The organism is uncultured Spongiibacter sp., assembly GCF_964011655.1.
Taxonomy (GTDB): domain Bacteria; phylum Pseudomonadota; class Gammaproteobacteria; order Pseudomonadales; family Spongiibacteraceae; genus Spongiibacter; species Spongiibacter marinus.
On sequence record NZ_CAXGPO010000006.1, the window covers coordinates 95,866 to 114,103 of the forward strand.

Below are 18,238 nucleotides of genomic sequence, written 5' to 3' on the forward strand. Positions count from 1 at the left end.
AACCGGTGTTAGAAAGAGTGAAGGCCATGAAAACGCTAATTAGTTGGATCCGTCTGTCGCTTCTATTTATCGCGATGTCTGCGCCGACACAGGCCGAGGATATCGATTTATTTGCTGGGATCACCCCTGGCGGTGCCAACCCCCCAACGGTGTTGCTGGGTTGGCACAGCACGGCAAATTCCAATGCCAATGTCACCCACGGCTGCGTTTACGGAGATAGCGGCGCGGCCCCATCGCTTGGTGATACGGTGGGCGGTATGGAGCAGTGTGCGCTGGTGAACACCATGCTCTCTCTATTAGACGCCGAAAATGATTACTTGCTAGGTGCAATTAAGATTGGCCTGATGGTATTCAATGAGAATGGTTACAGCAGCTTCAATAATGGCACGGGTTTAGGTAATGGCGATAACCGGTGTGGTTATTTGCTTGTGCCACCAACACTGATGGACAGCTCTGGCATCAACAGCTTCATTAGCAAGCTTAAAAGTATTGATAAAAACAACTTGGCAAACCAGTCGCGGTTGGGTGATCTGATTGCCGAAAGTTGGGCCATGTTGAATGGTCTGGCAACCTCTTGTTCAGGCGTTGACTACTCCGGTCTTGCGGAAACGGCGACCCAATGCCGCGACGCCGTGCTCGTCTATATTGGCAATGCCACGAAGGAAAATTCCAGTGTTGCCGATGGCACGGGAAGCCCCGATACGCTATTGAAAAACCAGTTAACAAGTGAGTTTTCCTACAGCACCGGTTCTTCTCAGTACAAGTTTTTTGCCACACCGCGCGCGGTTACCCAGCTCACCAATTCAGACTCATCCAATAATAAATATTGGGGGGATGAATGGGCGCAGTTTATGAATTTGGTAGATACCAGTGACAGCGCACAATCTGATCGCAATGTCAGTACCTACTCTATAGCGGTTTACGATCCTAGCTTAGAAACAAAGCTGGCTGGCGAGATAAACTTCCTCGCAGATTTAGCCAATGTCGGTGGCGGCAAGGCCTTCAAGGTGACTGCCGATAATCATGCGGGGCTGGCGGAGGTGCTCCTGCAGATATTTAATGAAGTGCAGGATATTAACAGTGCATTTTCATCGGCGACGCTGCCTGTTAGTGCTAACACGCAAGGCACCTTTCTGAACCAAGTTTATATCGCCAGCTTTCGGCCAGACAGCGATGCGGCGCCTCGTTGGAACGGCAACGTTAAACAGTATCAGCTCGGCTTTGACGCCGGTGGAAATATCGTTTTAACAGATTCGACTCAGGATGTGGCGTCGGTGGTTACTTCTGTTACTAACCCCATCACCGGAGCAATTGTTGATGATGCAGTGAGTTTCTGGACGACAAACACGCCCAAGGATGCGTCAGGCGCCGCCGTGGCGGATTGGCCGCTGGATGGCTTCTGGCGTAATAGCCCGGAAGGAGAGGGCTTTGCCTTTGACCACCCTGACGGCGATTTAGTTGAGAAAGGCGGTGCGGGCCAGTTATTGCGCGTGAACAACCTGACCACATCGTCAGGCCGCAAAGTGTATACCTGTAACAGTGTCGGAAATTGTCCGAGTGCGTCGGCTCTACCCGAGTTTAAAACGACGAATACTGCTTTGGTGTCCCAGCTAGATGCGGAGCTGGGCGCTGCCGAAGAGGGTGGTAATGCATCGATAAGCGTTGGCCGCTATGACGATGGCGAAACGATATCAACAAGCTGTTCAGGTAAAGGGAATAATATTACCTGCACCATCGCTCACGATGGCAGTGGCGGTACCCAGCTTGACGCCGCAACCGACAGAGTGGTGATACTAAACGCGTGGAACGAATCGCTGCAGGCCAACAAGCAGAGCTGTACCTTCGCCGCACCCTGCAGCATCAGCAATGTCACGGCCACTAGCTTTGACGTTGCCTCTCGCAATATCCCCGATGGTCAAACGTACAATGGTGCAGTGATTGTTGAAGTGAGCCGAGCTGCCCGTGTGGCGCAAACCTCCCATGGCTTGTCATTGGGAGACCAGGTTGAATTAGAGGGCTGTACTGTCGGCTCTACCGCCAATACACACAATAGCGCCTTGCTCAACGGTACGGTGCTTGGCAGTGTGATTGCAGTTACTGATGCGGATAACTACCTGCTCAGACTTGGCGATTATGTGCTTGCCGAAAACAACAATGTAAGTTGTGGCAGCAGTGCAGTGTCGCTAACCGCCGAGACCCTCATCGATTGGGTACGGGGGGAAGATATTATCGGCAATGAAAGCCGTCGAGGCCCATGCCCACCCGAGCTGCGCGGGAGCGATTGTCCGATCACCGCGCGGGGGTCGATTCATGCAGATGTCCTGCACTCGCGCCCCGCGGTTATCAACTACGGCGGCACTACCGGGGTTGTTGTGTTCTACGGCTCCAACGATGGTCACTTCCACGCCATCAATGGTAATCAGGCAGGTAATATCGCCGGCGTACAACCCGGTGGTGAGTTATGGAGCTTTATAGCGCCGGAGTTCTTTGGCAAGTTTAAGCGGCAATTCAATAACGACCCGCTGGTGAAGTACCCAAATGTGCTCGACAGCCGGGCTCAGCCGCGCGACTACTTTTTCGACGGAAACACCACGATTCTGCAGGACAAGCGCACCGGTAAGCCCACGTCTGGAAAGTCCTTGATCTTTATGTCGGCGCGCCGTGGCGGACGTTTACTTTATGCACTCGATGTCAGCAATGTCGCGGAACCGCGTTATCTGTGGTCGCTGACGAATGATCAGGTTCCGGAGTTGGGGCAGACATGGTCGCAGGCCCAGCTGACCTTAATCAAAGGTCACAGCAACCCCGTATTGATCTTGGGGGCGGGCTACGACCCCGCCGAGGACCAAGAGCCAGCACCTGCAACGAATAGCCAGGGGCGGGGTATTCTCATACTGGATGCGATGACCGGAGGAGTGCTGTGGGCAGCGCTGGCTGACTGTACCGGTGTCACCGTGGCAACAGGCGGACACTGCGAGACCGTTTCCGCGATGACGAAATCGTTTCCCGCTGATGTAACGGTTCTGGATAAGGACTTAGATGGCTTCACCGACCGCCTCTATGCGGCAGATGTGGGCGGGAATATATGGCGTGTTGACCTTGAGGCAGCCAGCCCCGCGACAACCGCCTTTAGCGACATTGAAGTCAATAAGTTCGCAAGCCTGGGGGGCAGTGGCAACAGTGCTCGCAAATTCCTCTTCGCCCCGGATGTCGTGCCCACGAATAATTTCGACGCTGTGGTGGCGGTCTCCGGCGACCGTGAGCACCCGCTTTATACCAGTAGTACCACCGCCGGGCTTGCCTACAATGTCGAGAATAAGTTTTTCATGATTATGGACAAAAATACCGGTAAGTCGATGCCCTCGACTCACTCGGCAGTGACCGTAAGTGACCTCGTTGACCAAAGCACTTTGCAGTGTACCGACGGCAGCGGTGGCATTGTGTCCTGTGGTAGCGAAGGAGCGACCGAACTGTATTTTAGTGGTTTGGATAGCGGTGTCGCAGGGTATTACTTTGACCTGTTGGTGGGTGAAAAAGGCGTTAACGCACCATTGGCGGTTGCCGGGAAAGTCTATTTTGGTACCAACCAGCCGGATGTGCCCGATGCTGAAAGTTGCAGTGCAAATTTGGGTAACGCCGGCGCCTATGTTGTGAACCTTGTGACGGGTGAGCGGCAGAGAAATGAATTCTCTGGTGGTGGACTTCCACCGTCGCCCATTGCCGGGCTTGTGACGATTGACGGAAAAACCGTGCCCTTTGTGATTGGTGGGGCGGGGCCATCACCCTTTGATCCCAGCACCCCCGCGCTCGACCTGTCCGGCGGGCGAAAACGCACCTACTGGTATTACGAATAAAGAAAAAGGCAGCCTCGGCTGCCTTTTTCGTTCTATGAGTTCATTAGTCGAGGTTGTACTTCTTTAGTTTGTAGCGAAATTGCCGGAAGGTGAGCCCCAGCAACTTCGCTGACTCCGTCTTATTGCCCTGTTGGGCTTTTAGCGCGGCATTGATAATGTTTTGTTCAATGCTCGCCAGATACCCCTCCACGTCTCCGATAGCTGCCGATAGGTGGTCGGCGTGTTTATCCGGGTTCACGCTGCTATTTGATGCCGGTAGCGATAGATCCTTGGCAGTGATGATCTCGTCGTCGCACAGTGTTGCGGCGCGTTCAATAATGTTTTCCAACTCGCGGACATTGCCGGGAAAGGGGTAACTGCTCAGCGCATTAAGAGCATCTTCACTGAGGCGGGGGGCCGGTATACCCCACTCGCTAGCGATTTTCTCTAGCATAAAATTGGCCAATAACGGGATGTCGCTGACCCGTTGCCGCAGGCTGGGCACCGCGACCTCGATAACGTTAATACGGTAGAACAGGTCACTGCGGAAGTGTTCTGAGGCGACTTCGCGGGATAGGTCTCTATGCGTGGCACTGAGTATGCGAACGTCGACGGCTATTTCCTCATTTGAACCGATACGTCGCACCGCCTTTTCCTGAATGGCGCGAAGCAGTTTAACCTGCATATTCAGCGGCAGGTCGGCGACTTCGTCCAGGAAGAGAGTGCCGCCATTGGCGGCTTCAAATAAGCCTTCCTTATCACCGTAGGCGCCAGTAAAACTGCCCTTAACATGGCCAAAGAACTCACTTTCGACAAGCTCGTCGGGGATGGCACCACAGTTCACTGGGACAAAGGGAGCATTGCGGCGCGGCCCATTGGCGTGGATCATGCGCGCCACCACTTCCTTGCCACTGCCCGACTCGCCACTGATGTAAACGGGAGCCTGGCTGCGGGCAAGTTTGGTGATTTGCTGGCGCAGTCGGCTGATAACGTCGGTTTCGCCGAGTAAGCGGGTGTTGCGGCTGCTGTCGATGGCGGTGGCGCTGCTACTCTCCAGTTGCAGGGCGGTTTTGATCAGGTTGCGCAACTGCTCAATAGACACCGGCTTGTTGATGAAGTCGAATGCCCCCGCCTTTAGCGCCTCAACCGCTAGCTCTGTGCTGCCGTAGGCAGTTAACACCGCAACGGCGGTTTCGCTGCAGTGCTGCTGGATGTGGTGAACGACGTCCAAGCCCGAGCCATCTGGCAATTTGATATCGGTAAGACAAAGTTGAATAGTGTTTTGCTGCAGGAGCGCGATAGCGTCACTGACACAGCCGACCGACTCGGTATGAAGGCCCATGCGACTGATGGTAATTTCCAGAAGTTCGCGAATATCCGGTTCGTCGTCAATGATGAGTACGGTTTTCTGTGTCATATCGGCTTGTCAGTCTTAATCGGGGAACGCGCTGCGCTGCGGGTGGGCGAATTGTAATCGAAAACAGCTGTCGCCGCTGGGTTCCCGTCGGTAGCTAATAGCGATTTGGTTCGCCAGGCAGAGCTCGCGGCAAAGGTACAAGCCGAGCCCATTGCCCTGAGACTCCGTGGTGAAAAAGGGCTCAAAGATTTTGTCTTGATTGTCCTGTGAAATGCCGGGGCCATTATCGATGATATCCAGTGTTACACCGCCGCTAATACCGTTGCTCAAACGGTAGCGGATAACGGCTGTGTCGGCCTCTGCCAGGCTATGGCGAATACCGTTTTCCGTAATATTACTGAGGATCTGGTTTAGCTGGCTTTGGTCGACATTCACCGTATCGTTACTGCATTGTGAGTCGTCAGTTAGCAGCTGAATTTGCCCCTGATGAATGCTGTGCCAGTCCCGGCAAAAGCGCTGCAACCAGGGCATTAGTGCGAAGGCTTCAGGTTTGGGCAGTCGGCCGCGTGACAGCTCGAGAACATTTTTCACAATATCGTCCATGCGTTTTGCATGGTTTTGGATAATGCCGACAAAGCGCGCATCGCCGTCGTCGAGGTGAGGGCCTTCGGCGAGCAGTTGTGCCGCATGGCTGATTGCCGAAAGAGGGTTGCGTATTTCATGCGCGATGCTGGCGGTGAAGCGCCCAAGGGAGGCAAGCTTCAAGTTTTGCGCGCGCTGATTGATCTTGCTGATATTTTCAATATACAGCAGGAAGTCTTCGTCGTTGTCTTGGTCCAGCTGGGCGATGTTGACGTGTAATTCCACGCCCGAGGGCTGCAGCTGAATGATTTTCGACAAGCTGCTACCCGGTGCAGTGAGGGCGGTGATTTGCGGGGGAGCATAGAGTGAGTCGGGGCGACGTTGGTAGGGGACTTGCAAGAGCTCTGCGGCAGCGGCATTGCAGAGCTTGATGCGGCCACTGCGTGACATGACCACAATGCCAGTCTGCATTCGCTGCACAATGCTTTGGTTGATTTGCGACAGCCGCTCTAAGTCACTGCGGCGACGCTCTGCCAACTGCTGAGCGGAAATAATTCGTTGGCTGAGGTAGCGAATGGCAATGGCTGTCGAAAAATAGGCCATCCCCATCATGCCAGCGACGACAAATTGCTGGGTCTCTACGCGCTCGTACAGGGTGTTGGCTGCGACCTCGGCGATGGCGCTGATGGTCGCCAGTGAGGCCAAAGACAGGCACAAGCGGGCGGGTAAGGTCATGCTGGCTGCACTGATGCTAACCATCAGCAGGGAGGCGAGGCCAGAGTCGGCGCTTGCCGAGCAGTAGCTCATCAGCATGATGCAGCCAATGTCGATGAAAAACTCGAAGAACAGCCCCGTGTCGTGATAGTGACGACTGGTCAGCAAGTGCTGGAACAAGGCAAGCAGTGAAAAAGCCAGGTAAGCAAAGGAAATCAGCGAATAGATGCCGGGGGCGGTACTTCCCAGCACCGATTGACTGAAGCCGTAAATGAAGATGAAAAACAGCGCGCTGGCTAGCAGCAGGCGGTACACCGCATATACCCGCATGACGGCGCGGCGTTGGCTGTGGTCGATGCTGGCGCTATGCATGATGATCTCGTTCAGATAATGCCAATAAGTGTATCTGGCAATTCCTGCGGATGCACATCGCGAGTTTTGATAGAATGCCTGCGCACAGCGGTAAGCCAACGCCTATTAACGGGGATACACAGATTCATGACCACGCTTCGTATTGTTACTGCTCAGATCAACCCGGTAGTAGGGGACATCGAAGGCAACACCGACAAAATTCTCAACGCCGTTGAACAGGCAATGCAGGCGCACAACCCCCAGCTCATATTGTTCCCAGAGCTTGTTGTAACGGGGTATCCACCCGAAGATTTGCTGCTGCGCAGCAGCATCAGTCATCGTGTAGAGCGCGCGTTGGCGCGCATTGCCAAAGCCGCGAAAGAGACCTATATCGTTATTGGCTATCCGCGCAGCCGAGAGCAGGGTTTGTACAACACGGCCGGGGTGTTCTACCGCGGCCGTTTGCTCCACGAATACCACAAGCAATGTTTGCCGAACTACCGCGTATTTGATGAAAAGCGCTACTTCAAAGAAGGCCGTGAAAGCGTCGTCTTTGACCTGTTTGGTGTGCCCACGGCGCTGAGTATTTGCGAAGACATTTGGCAGGATGGCCCCACCGCGGCTGCCAGAGCCGCCGGGGCACAGCTGATGCTGAATATGAGCGCCTCGCCCTTCCATGCGGGTAAGCAGATAGAGCGCGAAGCCCTGCTGGCGCAACGGGCCTGGCAAGGCGGCATGCCTATCGTCTACTGCAATTTGGTGGGAGGGCAGGACGAACTGGTATTTGATGGTGCGTCAATGGTGGTTTCCAAAGAAGGCGAATTACTGGCGCGAAGCCCCGCCTATGTCGAGCATCTGGCCTGTGTTACGGCACATTGGCAGGACGGCACGCTGAGCATTGATGAAGGGGCGGTGACCGACCTTAAGCCGGTGCTGGACGATGTCTACGAAACGCTGGTGCTGGGGGTGCGCGACTACGTTGAGAAAAATGGCTTTAAGGGCGTGGTGTTGGGTTTGTCAGGCGGTATTGATTCCGGTTTGACGCTGGCGATTGCCGTAGACGCGCTGGGCCCTGAGCGCGTGGAGGCGGTGATGATGCCCTTTCGCTACACGGCGTCCATGAGCGTTGAAGATGCCGAGGAACAGGCGAATATGTTGGGTGTGCACTACTCCTGTCTGTCGATCGAGCCGATGTACGACGCCTTCATGGCGACGTTGGCAGACGAGTTTGCCGGCACCCAAGTCGATACCACGGAGCAGAACCTACAGGCCCGCTGTCGTGGTGTTCTGTTGATGGCAATCTCCAATAAAAAGGGCTACCTGGTCCTCACCACGGGCAACAAAAGCGAAGTGGCGGTCGGTTACTCGACGCTATACGGCGATATGGCCGGTGGCTTTGACGTACTGAAAGATGTCGCTAAAACCCGGGTGTTTGAACTGGCTCGCTATCGCAATACTCGCTCTCCAGCGATCCCGCAGCGCGTTATCGACAGGCCGCCCTCGGCTGAGTTGGCGCCAGATCAGAAAGATGAAGACAACCTGCCGCCCTACGATACGCTGGATGAAATCCTGGAGCGCTATATCGAGCGCGATGAAAGCGCCGAAGCGATTATCGCCGATGGCTTTGACCGCGACACCGTGTACAGGGTACTGCGCCTGGTAGATTTAAACGAGTACAAGCGCCGGCAAGCGCCGATTGGTACGCGTATCACCGAGAGAGGCTTTGGGCGTGACCGCCGCTACCCCATCACTCAGAAATGGCCGATCGGTGATTGATAGACCGGAAATAAAAAAGGGCGCCTATGGCGCCCTTTTTTTGTACCTCGCTGTCGCGACGACCTATTCTTCACTCTTGCTGCGGTTGTCAAAACGCGGCGGCTCATAGCGGTCAAACAGGCCGAAGGTGGCTTTATTGATAAATGAGCCTTCCTGTTCGATACCGACTTCGCTGATGAAGTTACCGTTTTTATCGAGGTTGGGGTGGTCAGGATAGTTCTTGCGCAACACGGCAAGTGACTGCTCCGCCAGATCATCCATGCCTAACAGCAGATAGGCTTGCACCATTACCGCCAGTGCATCGGGTACGGCCGGTGTTTGCGGCAAATTTTCTATAACATAGCGCCCGCGGTTGGCAGCGGCTAAGTAGGCTTTGCGCTTGAAGTAGTAATTCGCCACATTGATCTCGTAGCGCGCGAGACGGTTGCGCAGGTAGATCATCCGGGCGCGCGCATCGTCTGCATACACGCTGTTCGGGAAGCGCTGTAGCAGCTGGCGAAAATCTTCGAAGGATTGGATCGCCGAACCCGGGTCGCGCTGCGTCATGTCAGTGGGGATGAAGCGTTCCAGCAGGCCCTCGCCCTCGGTGTAGTTCGAGAGGCCGCGCATGTAGTAGGCGTAATCCACTTTCTCGTGCTGTGGGTGCAGGCGAATAAAGCGATCGGCAGCAGCGATCGCTGCCTCGTTGTCACCGCCGCGATAGTAGGCGTAGATAATCTCCAGCTGCGCTTGTTCGGCATAGGGGCCGAAGGGGTAGCGGCTTTCCAAAAGCTGCAGGTTCTGAATAGCCAGTGAAAAGTTCTTGCTGTTCAGGTAGCCTTGCGCGGTTTCGTATATCTCCCGCTCCGACAGTTCCTGTCGTTCAGGTTCGCTGGCGCAACCCGCGAGGGTGGCGATGAGAAGGAGTGCTAGGAGCTTGTTAAACGCTTTCATTTACCCGTTCCAAATGGCGGAAGATCCCCGCATTTGCGAGGGCCTGCTATTTAACCACAGCGTGTCAGTGGTATAAAGAAGGCCTCGGAGAATCACTATGACAGAAACCATCAATCGCCAGGAAATCGTTCCCGCCGGCCTCAACTATGCGCGTTTCGACCAGGCCGCCAGCGCCTTGTTCCCCGAATATTCGCGATCGCGCCTACAAAGCTGGATAAAAGGTGGCCAATTAACGGCCAATCACAGCAGCTGCCGCCCTCGGGACAAAGTTCACGAAGGCGACGTGCTGACCCTGCAAGCGGAGCTGCAACCCGAGGGGCGTTTTGAGGCCGAGGCGATAGCGTTGGATATCGTCTATGAAGACGACGATATTATCGTGATCAATAAGCCCGCTGGCCTGGTTGTTCACCCGGGTGCCGGTAATCCCAGCGGCACCCTGCTGAATGCCCTGCTCAGTCACTGCCCGAGTATTGATAGCGTGCCGCGCGCGGGTATCGTGCACCGTCTCGACCGCGATACCACCGGGCTCATGGTGGTTGCCAAAACGCTGCAAGCCCACGCTGACTTGGTGGCGCAGCTGCAGGCGCGCGATGTTCACCGCGAATACGACGCCGTTGTGATGGGCAGCATGACCGGTGGGGGTAAGGTTGAGGAGCCAATGGGGCGTCACCCCCAGCAGCGCACGAAAATGGCGGTGGTGCAGTTTGGCGGCAAGGAGGCGATTACGCATTATCGCTTGCAAAAGCGTTATCGCGACCACTGCCACGTGCGGTGTTTTCTTGAAACCGGCCGCACCCACCAGATTCGTGTGCATATGGCCCATATTCGCCACCCTTTGGTGGGCGACGCTACTTATGCCGGTCGGCCGCGCCTGCCCAAAGGCGCGAGCGATGCGCTGGTGAATATGCTGCGCAGCTTTCCCCGGCAGGCGCTGCATGCCCGTAAACTTGAGCTCGAGCACCCCATAAGCGGCGATACCATGAGCTGGGAAGTGCCTTTGCCCGACGACATGCAAGCTCTGCTAGCCGTATTGGATGCTGAGGAAAAGTTGTGATTCGCGCGGCCTGGCCAGCGCCCGACAATGTGGTCGCGCTGACCACAACGCGGCACGCGCCAGCGGGCACTATCGGCGCCAGTGAAGGGGCGTATGCGGATTTTAATCTTGCCCAGCATGTTCACGACAAGCCGCTGGCGGTCGCCGCAAACCGCGCGGCGCTTTTCCACCAATTGCAGCCGCAGGGCTTGCGTCGTATTCAATGGCTGAACCAAACCCACGGTACTGTTGTGTATCGACCTCGGGCCGATGTGCAGGCGCTGCCCGATGCCGATGCCGCCATCACAACTGACATCGGCCAGGCGCTTGCCGTATTAACCGCCGACTGCCTCCCGGTGTTGCTCTGCGACCGGCTAGGGCGGCAGGTGGCCGCTGTTCACGCGGGTTGGCGCGGTCTGTGTAGCGGTGTGGTCGCCAACGCCGTTGCCGCCTTTGATCGCCCCGCTCAGCAATTAATGGCGTGGTTGGGGCCAGCGATTTCCCCTCAACATTTTGAAGTTGGCGAAGAGGTGCTACAGGCGTTCGAGTGCCAATTTGCCGGCCCGGATACCGCGGTCATTCGCGCCGCCTTTGCGCCGATAACCGGTCACGCTGGAAAATATCTCGCCGATTTGTATCAATTAGCGCGGCTGCAGTTGAAATCGCTCGGTGTCGCCGCCATCTATGGAGGAGAGTACTGCACGGTGGCCGACGAGGACCTGTTCTACTCCTATCGGCGACAACCCCAGTGTGGGCGCCAAGCCAGCATTATTCTGCTGCGCGACAACTAAAAATCTCTCCAGTCAGACTTGAAAGCCAGCGAAGCATCCCCATCTAGTAAGTAGAAAGACCTTATTAATAGTGCGGTTATCGCTCTGCGTGAGCTGGGCCGCATGGATGGAGAGCCGCGAATGCGTATAGACCGATTTACCAACTCACTGCAAACCGCGCTGCAAGATGCCCAATCCTTGGCGCTGGGACGCGATCACCAATATATTGAAGCCGAGCACCTGTTGGCGGCGATGCTAAAACAGTCCGGCGGCGCGGTTAAACCCATGCTCAGCCAGGCGGGGGCGAATGCCGCTGCGCTGGACACCGCGGTCAATGACGCCCTGGATAAGCTACCCCGAGTCGAGGGCAACCCTGGCGATGTTCATGTGTCGCAGGGCCTGGCGCGGGTATTTAATATCAGCGACAAACTTTCCCAACAACGCGGCGATGCCTACATTTCCAGCGAGCTTGTGGTGTTGGCGATGCTGGAGTCGGCGACGTCGATTAGCAAAGTGATGAAAGAGGCTGGCATAGAGAAAAGCCGCCTTGAATCCGTGATAGAACAATTGCGAGGAGGGCAGTCGGTGAACGACGCATCGGCCGAGGAAAATCGTCAGGCCTTGGATAAATACACCATTGATCTGACCGAGCGCGCTGAGTCGGGCAAGCTGGATCCGGTGATCGGCCGTGACGATGAAATTCGCCGCACAATTCAAGTGTTGCAGCGCCGTACCAAGAACAATCCGGTGCTGATCGGCGAGCCGGGCGTGGGTAAAACTGCCATCGTTGAGGGCTTGGCGCAGCGCATTATTAACGGTGAGGTGCCCGAGGGCTTAAAAGACAAGCGCGTGCTGTCTCTGGATTTGGGGGCACTGCTTGCCGGCGCCAAATTTCGCGGTGACTTTGAAGAGCGCCTGAAGTCGGTGCTTAACGAACTCGCCAAGGAAGAGGGGCGGGTCATCCTGTTTATTGATGAACTGCACACCATGGTCGGTGCCGGTAAAGCTGACGGCGCGATGGACGCAGGCAATATGCTCAAACCTGCGCTGGCGCGCGGTGAGCTGCACTGTGTGGGCGCCACAACCTTGGACGAATACCGTCAGTACATCGAAAAAGATGCGGCGCTTGAACGTCGTTTCCAAAAAGTCTTGGTGGACGAACCCTCTGAAGAGGACACCATCGCGATACTGCGTGGCCTGAAAGAGCGCTACGAGGTGCACCACGGCGTCGACATTACTGACTCCGCCATTATTGCGGCGACCAAGCTGTCGCAGCGATACATCACCGACCGCCAGTTGCCGGATAAAGCCATCGACCTGATCGACGAGGCGGCCAGCCGTATTCGCATGGAGATCGACTCCAAGCCCGAGGTGATGGACAAGCTGGAGCGCCGCTTGATCCAACTGAAAATTCAGCGTGAAGCGGTGAAGAAAGACGACGATGAGGCGGCCAAGAAGCAACTCGCCTTGCTCAATGCCGATATCGATAAAGTGGAGAAGGAATTCGCCGATCTCGACGAAGTTTGGAAGGCCGAGAAGGCGACCCTGCACGGCAGCGCGCAGATTAAGAGTGAGCTCGAGCAAGCTAAGCTGGATCTGGAGGCCGCGCGTCGCAGTGGCGACCTAACCAAGATGTCGGAGCTGCAGTACGGCGTGATCCCCGATATGGAAAAGCGTCTTGCATCGGCAGATGCCGCAGAGCACGGCGAAATGCAGCTGCTGCGTAACAAGGTCTCGGACGAGGAAGTCGCCGAGGTGGTATCGCGCTGGACAGGTATTCCCATCAGCAAGATGCTGGAGGGCGAAAAAGACAAGCTGCTGCGCATGGAGGACGCGCTGCACAAACGTGTTGTCGGGCAGAGCGAAGCGGTGGACGCCGTTTCCAATGCGGTGCGCCGCAGTCGCGCGGGCTTGAGTGACCCGAATCGCCCCAATGGCTCGTTCCTGTTCCTGGGGCCAACCGGTGTGGGAAAAACCGAGCTGTGTAAGGCGTTGGCAACCTTCCTGTATGACAGCGAAGAGGCGATGGTCCGTATCGATATGTCGGAGTTTATGGAGAAGCACTCTGTCGCTCGCTTAATTGGTGCGCCTCCGGGCTACGTCGGCTATGAAGAGGGCGGTTACCTTACTGAGGCGGTGCGTCGTCGCCCTTATTCACTGTTGTTGCTGGATGAGGTTGAAAAGGCCCACCCCGATGTGTTCAACATTCTGCTGCAGGTGCTCGACGATGGCCGTCTGACCGATGGTCAGGGCCGCACGGTGGATTTCCGCAACACGGTGATCGTGATGACCTCGAACTTGGGTTCCGACGTGATTCAGGAAATGACGCGCGGCGGTAGCGACTACCCGGCGATTCGTTCCGCGGTGCTCGACGTGGTATCCGGCCACTTCCGTCCAGAGTTTGTTAACCGCGTCGATGAGCTGGTGGTTTTCGAGCCGCTGGGCAGAGAGCAAGTGCGTGAAATCGCGCATATCCAGCTGGGTATACTCAATAAGCGGCTGGCCGAAAGGGAGTTGTCACTGGTGCTCAGCGATGCGGTGATGGATCGCCTGGCGGATGTGGGCTTTGACCCCGTATTTGGTGCCCGCCCGCTCAAGCGCGCGATACAACAGCAGCTGGAAAACCCCTTGGCGCAGCGCCTGCTGCAGGGTGAGTTTACCCCGGGCCAGCAAATTCGCGCAGAAATTGATGGAGATCAATTGGCATTTAAGGCGGCCACGCTACAGTAGGCCTGCGACAAAACATACCCACCCTTATCAATTGCCCGGCACCCACCGGGCTTTTTTTTGTCTAGGTGATCGCAATACCTAGTTGTGTCGTAGAACTCCTTTGTAAGAAAAAATAAACACTATATCTGACAGAGGTGACACTATGGGGTTAGCGTACAAGAAGGCCGTCATGCTCGGCATGTTAGGCTGCGCAGCATTCTCTTCGTCTTTGATGGCGTCAAGTCATCGGGAGGCGCCATTTATAGCGGGCTCTCCAAAAGTCGACGGTACGGATTTTTATATGTTTCGCAGTTATGAGGCAGGTCGAGAGGGATTTGTGACGCTCATTGCAAACTATCAGCCGTTGCAAGATGCCTATGGCGGTCCTAATTACTTCACGATGGACCCGCAGGCGCTTTATGAGATACACATAGACAACGACGGAGATACGATTGAAGACCTGACCTTTCAATTCCAGTTTGCCAACGCCTACGGCCAAGCCTCAGCGGCGGGGCTGATTGAGGGGGGTAAGGTTAAAACCGGTGAAGACGATCAGGGCAATGACATTTTGGTGCAAGTGCCGTTATCCGCCGTGGGCGGTGGCAACGGCACCAGCACCGGACTGCTGAATGTCGTGGAGAGCTTCTCTGTGGAGATGGTCGCTGGACCGCGCCGCAGCGGCAATGCGACGCCGGTCTCGAACCTGGCCGATGGGTCAACAAGCTTCGCAAAGCCGGTAGACAATATCGGTAACAAGACCATTCCTGACTACGAAGGCTACGCCTCGCAGTTCGTATACGATATTAATATTCCCGGGTGCATGTCTCCGGGCAAGATGTTTGTCGGCCAGCGCCAAGAAGGGTTTGTTGTAAACCTGGGTCAAGTCTTCGACCAAGTGAATCTCAACCCTCTGGGCGCTCGAGACAGCGCTTCAAATACAATCGCTGATAAAAACGTAACGTCGCTGGCGCTTGAGCTGCCGATCAGTTGTGTGACCGCTGGCAGCGAAACCGTTATTGGTGCCTGGACAACGGCAAGCAAGCCGCAGGCACGATTGCTGAACCCCAAGCCCGTTGGGCCGACTGCTTCGGCTGACGGGCAGGGGCCCAGCGTGGAGGGTGGTGCCTGGACTCAGGTGTCTCGTCTGGGTAGCCCGCTAGTTAATGAAGTCGTCATCGGGATCACCGACAAAGACAAGTTTAACGCCAGCCACCCGAAAGATGACGTTGCAAACTTTGGCGCTTATGTGTTGTACCCCACGCTGCCAGTTCTGGTGGATGTTCTGTTCCCTGGAGCTACTGTCGTACCCGACACACCGCGAAACGATTTGCTCGCGGCATTCGTGACCGGTGTTAACGGCCTGAACCAAGCCGCTGCCGCACAGCCGGGCGAAATGCTTCGCTTGAATACCGCGATTGCGCCAACGGCGTTAGTGAGCCAGGGGGAGTTGGGCTTTTTGGATTGTGACTTAGCGGGCTTCCCAAATGGGCGTCGCCCAGTCGATGATGTCGTCGACATTGCGTTAAGTGTTGCCGAAGGCGCGATTACCGCGGCCAACCCCAATGGCTTGCAGACATGCGATTTGTCAGGAGCAGCGCCAGCGGTGGTAAATGCTGGCGCCGTCGTCAATGACGGGGCGAAGCCCGACCGCTTTGATTACCTCGGCGGCTTCCCCTATCTCGCCACGCCCATTGCGGGCTCACCCTGAACAATACGAGGACTTTACTTATGAAAAAGCGACTCGTAATAGCAATTGTGGCGGCAGCGGTGTCGGCGTGCTCACTTGACGACGACGGCGATAGACCTGCGCAAGCCAAGCGCGATGGCGTCTTTGCTGTCACTTTTGCACAGGCCTTTTCTCAGGAGCCAAATGACGCGCCTGTGGAGGTCAACGATATTAAGCCTGAAACACTGGATAAACAGTCTTTCGACGGCTTTATTCGCTAGCCAGTCTACTGGCAGGCAGGGGCAGCTGAGCTGCCCCTTTTACTATTGAGTAAATAATATGAAAGGACTCATCCTTACCGCTTTTATCGGCTTTTTTAGCGCGAGTATATACGCCTTCCCCGCCGCGTCCTGGCCCGCGCCGAGTACCGAACTAATTACCTTTGAGGCTAAGACTGAGTCTGTGGATAGGTCGGATCGACCGCCTGCAGAGCAGCTGGCTCAGGTGCAAGATTATCTTCAGCAATACCGGCGTGAGGGTAACCCCCGGCGATTGGGTGAGGCCAGCGGCGTATTAGCCAAATTAGAGCCGCCTACGACTCTTTCTCCTCTTCTGAAATGGCGATTTCATTTTTTAACGGCTCAAATTGCCGAGAGCCTTCACAAGTTTGACGAGGCCCAGCAAGGTCTCGAAAGTGCATGGCAGGTGCTTAGCAATGCAGGCGAGGCTGAAGTCGATGGCCCCTACGAGCAAACGCTGCTTGCCCTCATGAATTTGGCCGTTGTGCGAGGTGAATACAACGCTGCGAAATCGCACTGTGAGAAATTGGGCGTCGTCAGTCCATCGTTGTATTTCCAAGCATGCCGCGAATACTTGCGCGGTCTCACCAGTGATATTGAGCAAGCTTTCGAGGCGCTGCAAGGTCTCGTAAGAGCAAAAATGCTGCAAGGCACAGGCCCCGAATTACACTGGTCATTGGTCAGCCTGGCTGACTTGGCTGACCGGGGGCGCCGTGCAGATGCGCTCTCGCTATGGCGCTCCGCCGCTGCGCTATCGCCAGGTGATCAATACGTGCGGGATCGCTTTTGCCTTGCGGCATTGCAGCAGCGTGAGTACGCGTTGGTACTGGATATCAGCGAGGGAGCGCGCTCAGATGGCGTACTCACTTGTCGCGCGGTCGCGCTAAAAAGTCTGGCAGCAACCAACGCAGTGGATCACAAAAAGCAGTATTTACTGCTCAAGGAAGAACTCCTCGAAAAGTTTGAGGATGCTCAGTGGCGTGGGGAGCGGCTCCACAAGCGTGCTTATGCGCACTTTTTGCTCGATGTTGTAGACAAGCCGCAACTGGCGTTGCGTGTTGCTAGTAGTAATTGGCAAGAGCAGCGCGAATGGCCGGACGAGCAGTTACTGGTGCGCAGTCGGTCGGCAGAGGGAGCACAACAATGAGTCGGTGGTTTGCTCTCTTTCTTTGCTTTGCCAGTACCAGCTTGTTTGCGCATAAAAATAGTGACAGTTATCTGTATATCGCTTCGGAGCAATGGCGGCTAGATATTGCTGTGGAAGATCTGCAGCGAATCTACGATCTGGATACAAACCCAGTGGATGGACGGGTGACAGCCAAGGAGCTTCGCGGTGCGACGATGGGGCTTGAGGCATCTATTCTAAAAGGTATCCGTGTAACGCGGGAAGGTGGCGATTGCCCCCTCAAATTACAGCGCCTGGGCGTAGCGAGCCACAGCGGCGAGTACTATGCAGCATGGGGGCTTAAGTCACCTTGTTTTGCTGAACCGGACAGGCTGACGCTGAATTACGACTTGCTCTTTGATGTCGATCCACTTCACAGGCTGCTCTACCGAAATGATGTGGCAGAGCAGCCGCTACTCGGTGTACTGACACCTTCCGAAAGAGCCCTGGCTTTGCAGTCTCATGGGCCCTGGGCGACCGTAACCGCCTTCTTCAAGGAAGGTGTCCTGCACATGGTGTTGGGCTACGACCACCTTCTTTTCTTGTTGGCTTTGCTATTGCCTCTGGTGAGGACATCCTCCTCAGATGAGTCGCTTAGACCGTTGCTATGGCGCTGCGCAGGCGTTGTGACGGCTTTTACGGTATCTCATAGTATTACGTTAACTGCAGCAACCCTGGGGTGGTGGCAGCTACCCATTCAGCCTGTCGAAATCGTCATCGCGCTATCAATAAGCGTTGCGGCGTTGGCCGCCTTGGTCGGCGAACGCCACCGGTTTCAATGGCAGCTGGCGGGGGTGTTTGGGCTCATTCACGGCTTTGGCTTTGCCAGTATGTTGGCCGGATTAATGGATGAGGGCAGCGGTGCGGTTCTGGCATTAGCCAGTTTCAATATTGGTGTGGAGGCGGCGCAATTAGTGGTAACGGTGGCTCTGGTACCCCTTCTGGTGTACTGCCAGAAAAAGCCCTTTTATACCCGCTGGGGATATCCCGCTGTATTACTTGCGGTTGCCGCCACAGGATTGTGGTGGGCGTGGCAACGTGTTTAACAGA

At 55.7% G+C, this 18,238-nt stretch carries 12 protein-coding genes; 9 read left to right on the top strand and 3 right to left on the bottom strand.

Going from position 1 to position 18,238, the window contains the following annotated elements; all coding sequences use genetic code 11:
* The first annotated feature begins 26 nt into the window (after positions 1–26).
* Complete coding sequence (locus ABNS66_RS05025; RefSeq protein WP_286839634.1) at positions 27–3,854, top strand: PilC/PilY family type IV pilus protein; 3,828 nt, start codon at positions 27–29, stop codon at positions 3,852–3,854.
* 43 nt (positions 3,855–3,897) lie between these two features.
* Here ABNS66_RS05025 and ABNS66_RS05030 read toward each other — a convergent pair whose 3' ends face one another.
* Entirely contained in the window at positions 3,898–5,250 is a 1,353-nt protein-coding gene (locus ABNS66_RS05030) for a sigma-54 dependent transcriptional regulator (protein WP_286696174.1), read from the bottom strand.
* 15 nt (positions 5,251–5,265) lie between these two features.
* The gene (locus ABNS66_RS05035) at positions 5,266–6,858 is read right to left on the bottom strand and encodes an ATP-binding protein (RefSeq protein WP_286839636.1); all 1,593 of its coding nucleotides are present in this window, start codon (positions 6,856–6,858) and stop codon (positions 5,266–5,268) included.
* A 126-nt stretch (positions 6,859–6,984) separates the two neighbouring features.
* Between ABNS66_RS05035 and ABNS66_RS05040 the strand changes: the two genes are divergently transcribed.
* Positions 6,985–8,613: an NAD+ synthase gene (locus ABNS66_RS05040; RefSeq protein ID WP_286839639.1), complete on the top strand. Its 1,629-nt coding sequence runs from the start codon at positions 6,985–6,987 to the stop codon at positions 8,611–8,613.
* Between the two features lie 63 nt (positions 8,614–8,676).
* Here the strand turns inward: ABNS66_RS05040 and ABNS66_RS05045 are convergent, their stop codons facing one another.
* On the bottom strand, positions 8,677–9,546 hold the full coding sequence (locus ABNS66_RS05045) for an outer membrane protein assembly factor BamD (RefSeq protein ID WP_027874214.1): 870 nt from the start codon (positions 9,544–9,546) through the stop codon (positions 8,677–8,679).
* A 97-nt stretch (positions 9,547–9,643) separates the two neighbouring features.
* On the opposite strand from ABNS66_RS05045, the gene rluD reads away from it, so the two are divergent.
* The 7 genes from rluD to ABNS66_RS05080 all read left to right on the top strand — a co-directional run bounded on the left by rluD (position 9,644) and on the right by ABNS66_RS05080 (position 18,234).
* Positions 9,644–10,600 (top strand): 23S rRNA pseudouridine(1911/1915/1917) synthase RluD, encoded by a 957-nt coding sequence (rluD, locus tag ABNS66_RS05050; protein WP_286839641.1) that lies wholly within the window; start codon positions 9,644–9,646, stop codon positions 10,598–10,600.
* The gene (pgeF, locus tag ABNS66_RS05055) at positions 10,597–11,370 is read left to right on the top strand and encodes a peptidoglycan editing factor PgeF (protein WP_286839643.1); all 774 of its coding nucleotides are present in this window, start codon (positions 10,597–10,599) and stop codon (positions 11,368–11,370) included. Before rluD ends, pgeF begins: the two co-directional genes overlap by 4 nt.
* A gap of 120 nt (positions 11,371–11,490) precedes the next feature.
* Positions 11,491–14,079, top strand: a complete 2,589-nt coding sequence (gene clpB / locus ABNS66_RS05060; protein WP_286839646.1) for an ATP-dependent chaperone ClpB — start codon at positions 11,491–11,493, stop codon at positions 14,077–14,079.
* Between the two features lie 142 nt (positions 14,080–14,221).
* The gene (locus ABNS66_RS05065; RefSeq protein WP_286839648.1) at positions 14,222–15,766 is read left to right on the top strand and encodes a DUF4331 domain-containing protein; all 1,545 of its coding nucleotides are present in this window, start codon (positions 14,222–14,224) and stop codon (positions 15,764–15,766) included.
* 20 nt (positions 15,767–15,786) lie between these two features.
* Positions 15,787–16,005, top strand: a complete 219-nt coding sequence (locus ABNS66_RS05070) for a hypothetical protein (protein ID WP_286839650.1) — start codon at positions 15,787–15,789, stop codon at positions 16,003–16,005.
* Positions 16,006–16,063: 58 nt separating this feature from the next.
* A complete protein-coding gene (locus ABNS66_RS05075) occupies positions 16,064–17,170 on the top strand; it encodes a hypothetical protein (protein WP_286839652.1) in 1,107 nt (368 codons plus the stop codon).
* Complete coding sequence (locus tag ABNS66_RS05080) at positions 17,167–18,234, top strand: HupE/UreJ family protein (RefSeq protein WP_348655237.1); 1,068 nt, start codon at positions 17,167–17,169, stop codon at positions 18,232–18,234. Before ABNS66_RS05075 ends, ABNS66_RS05080 begins: the two co-directional genes overlap by 4 nt.
* Positions 18,235–18,238: the final 4 nt, after the last annotated feature.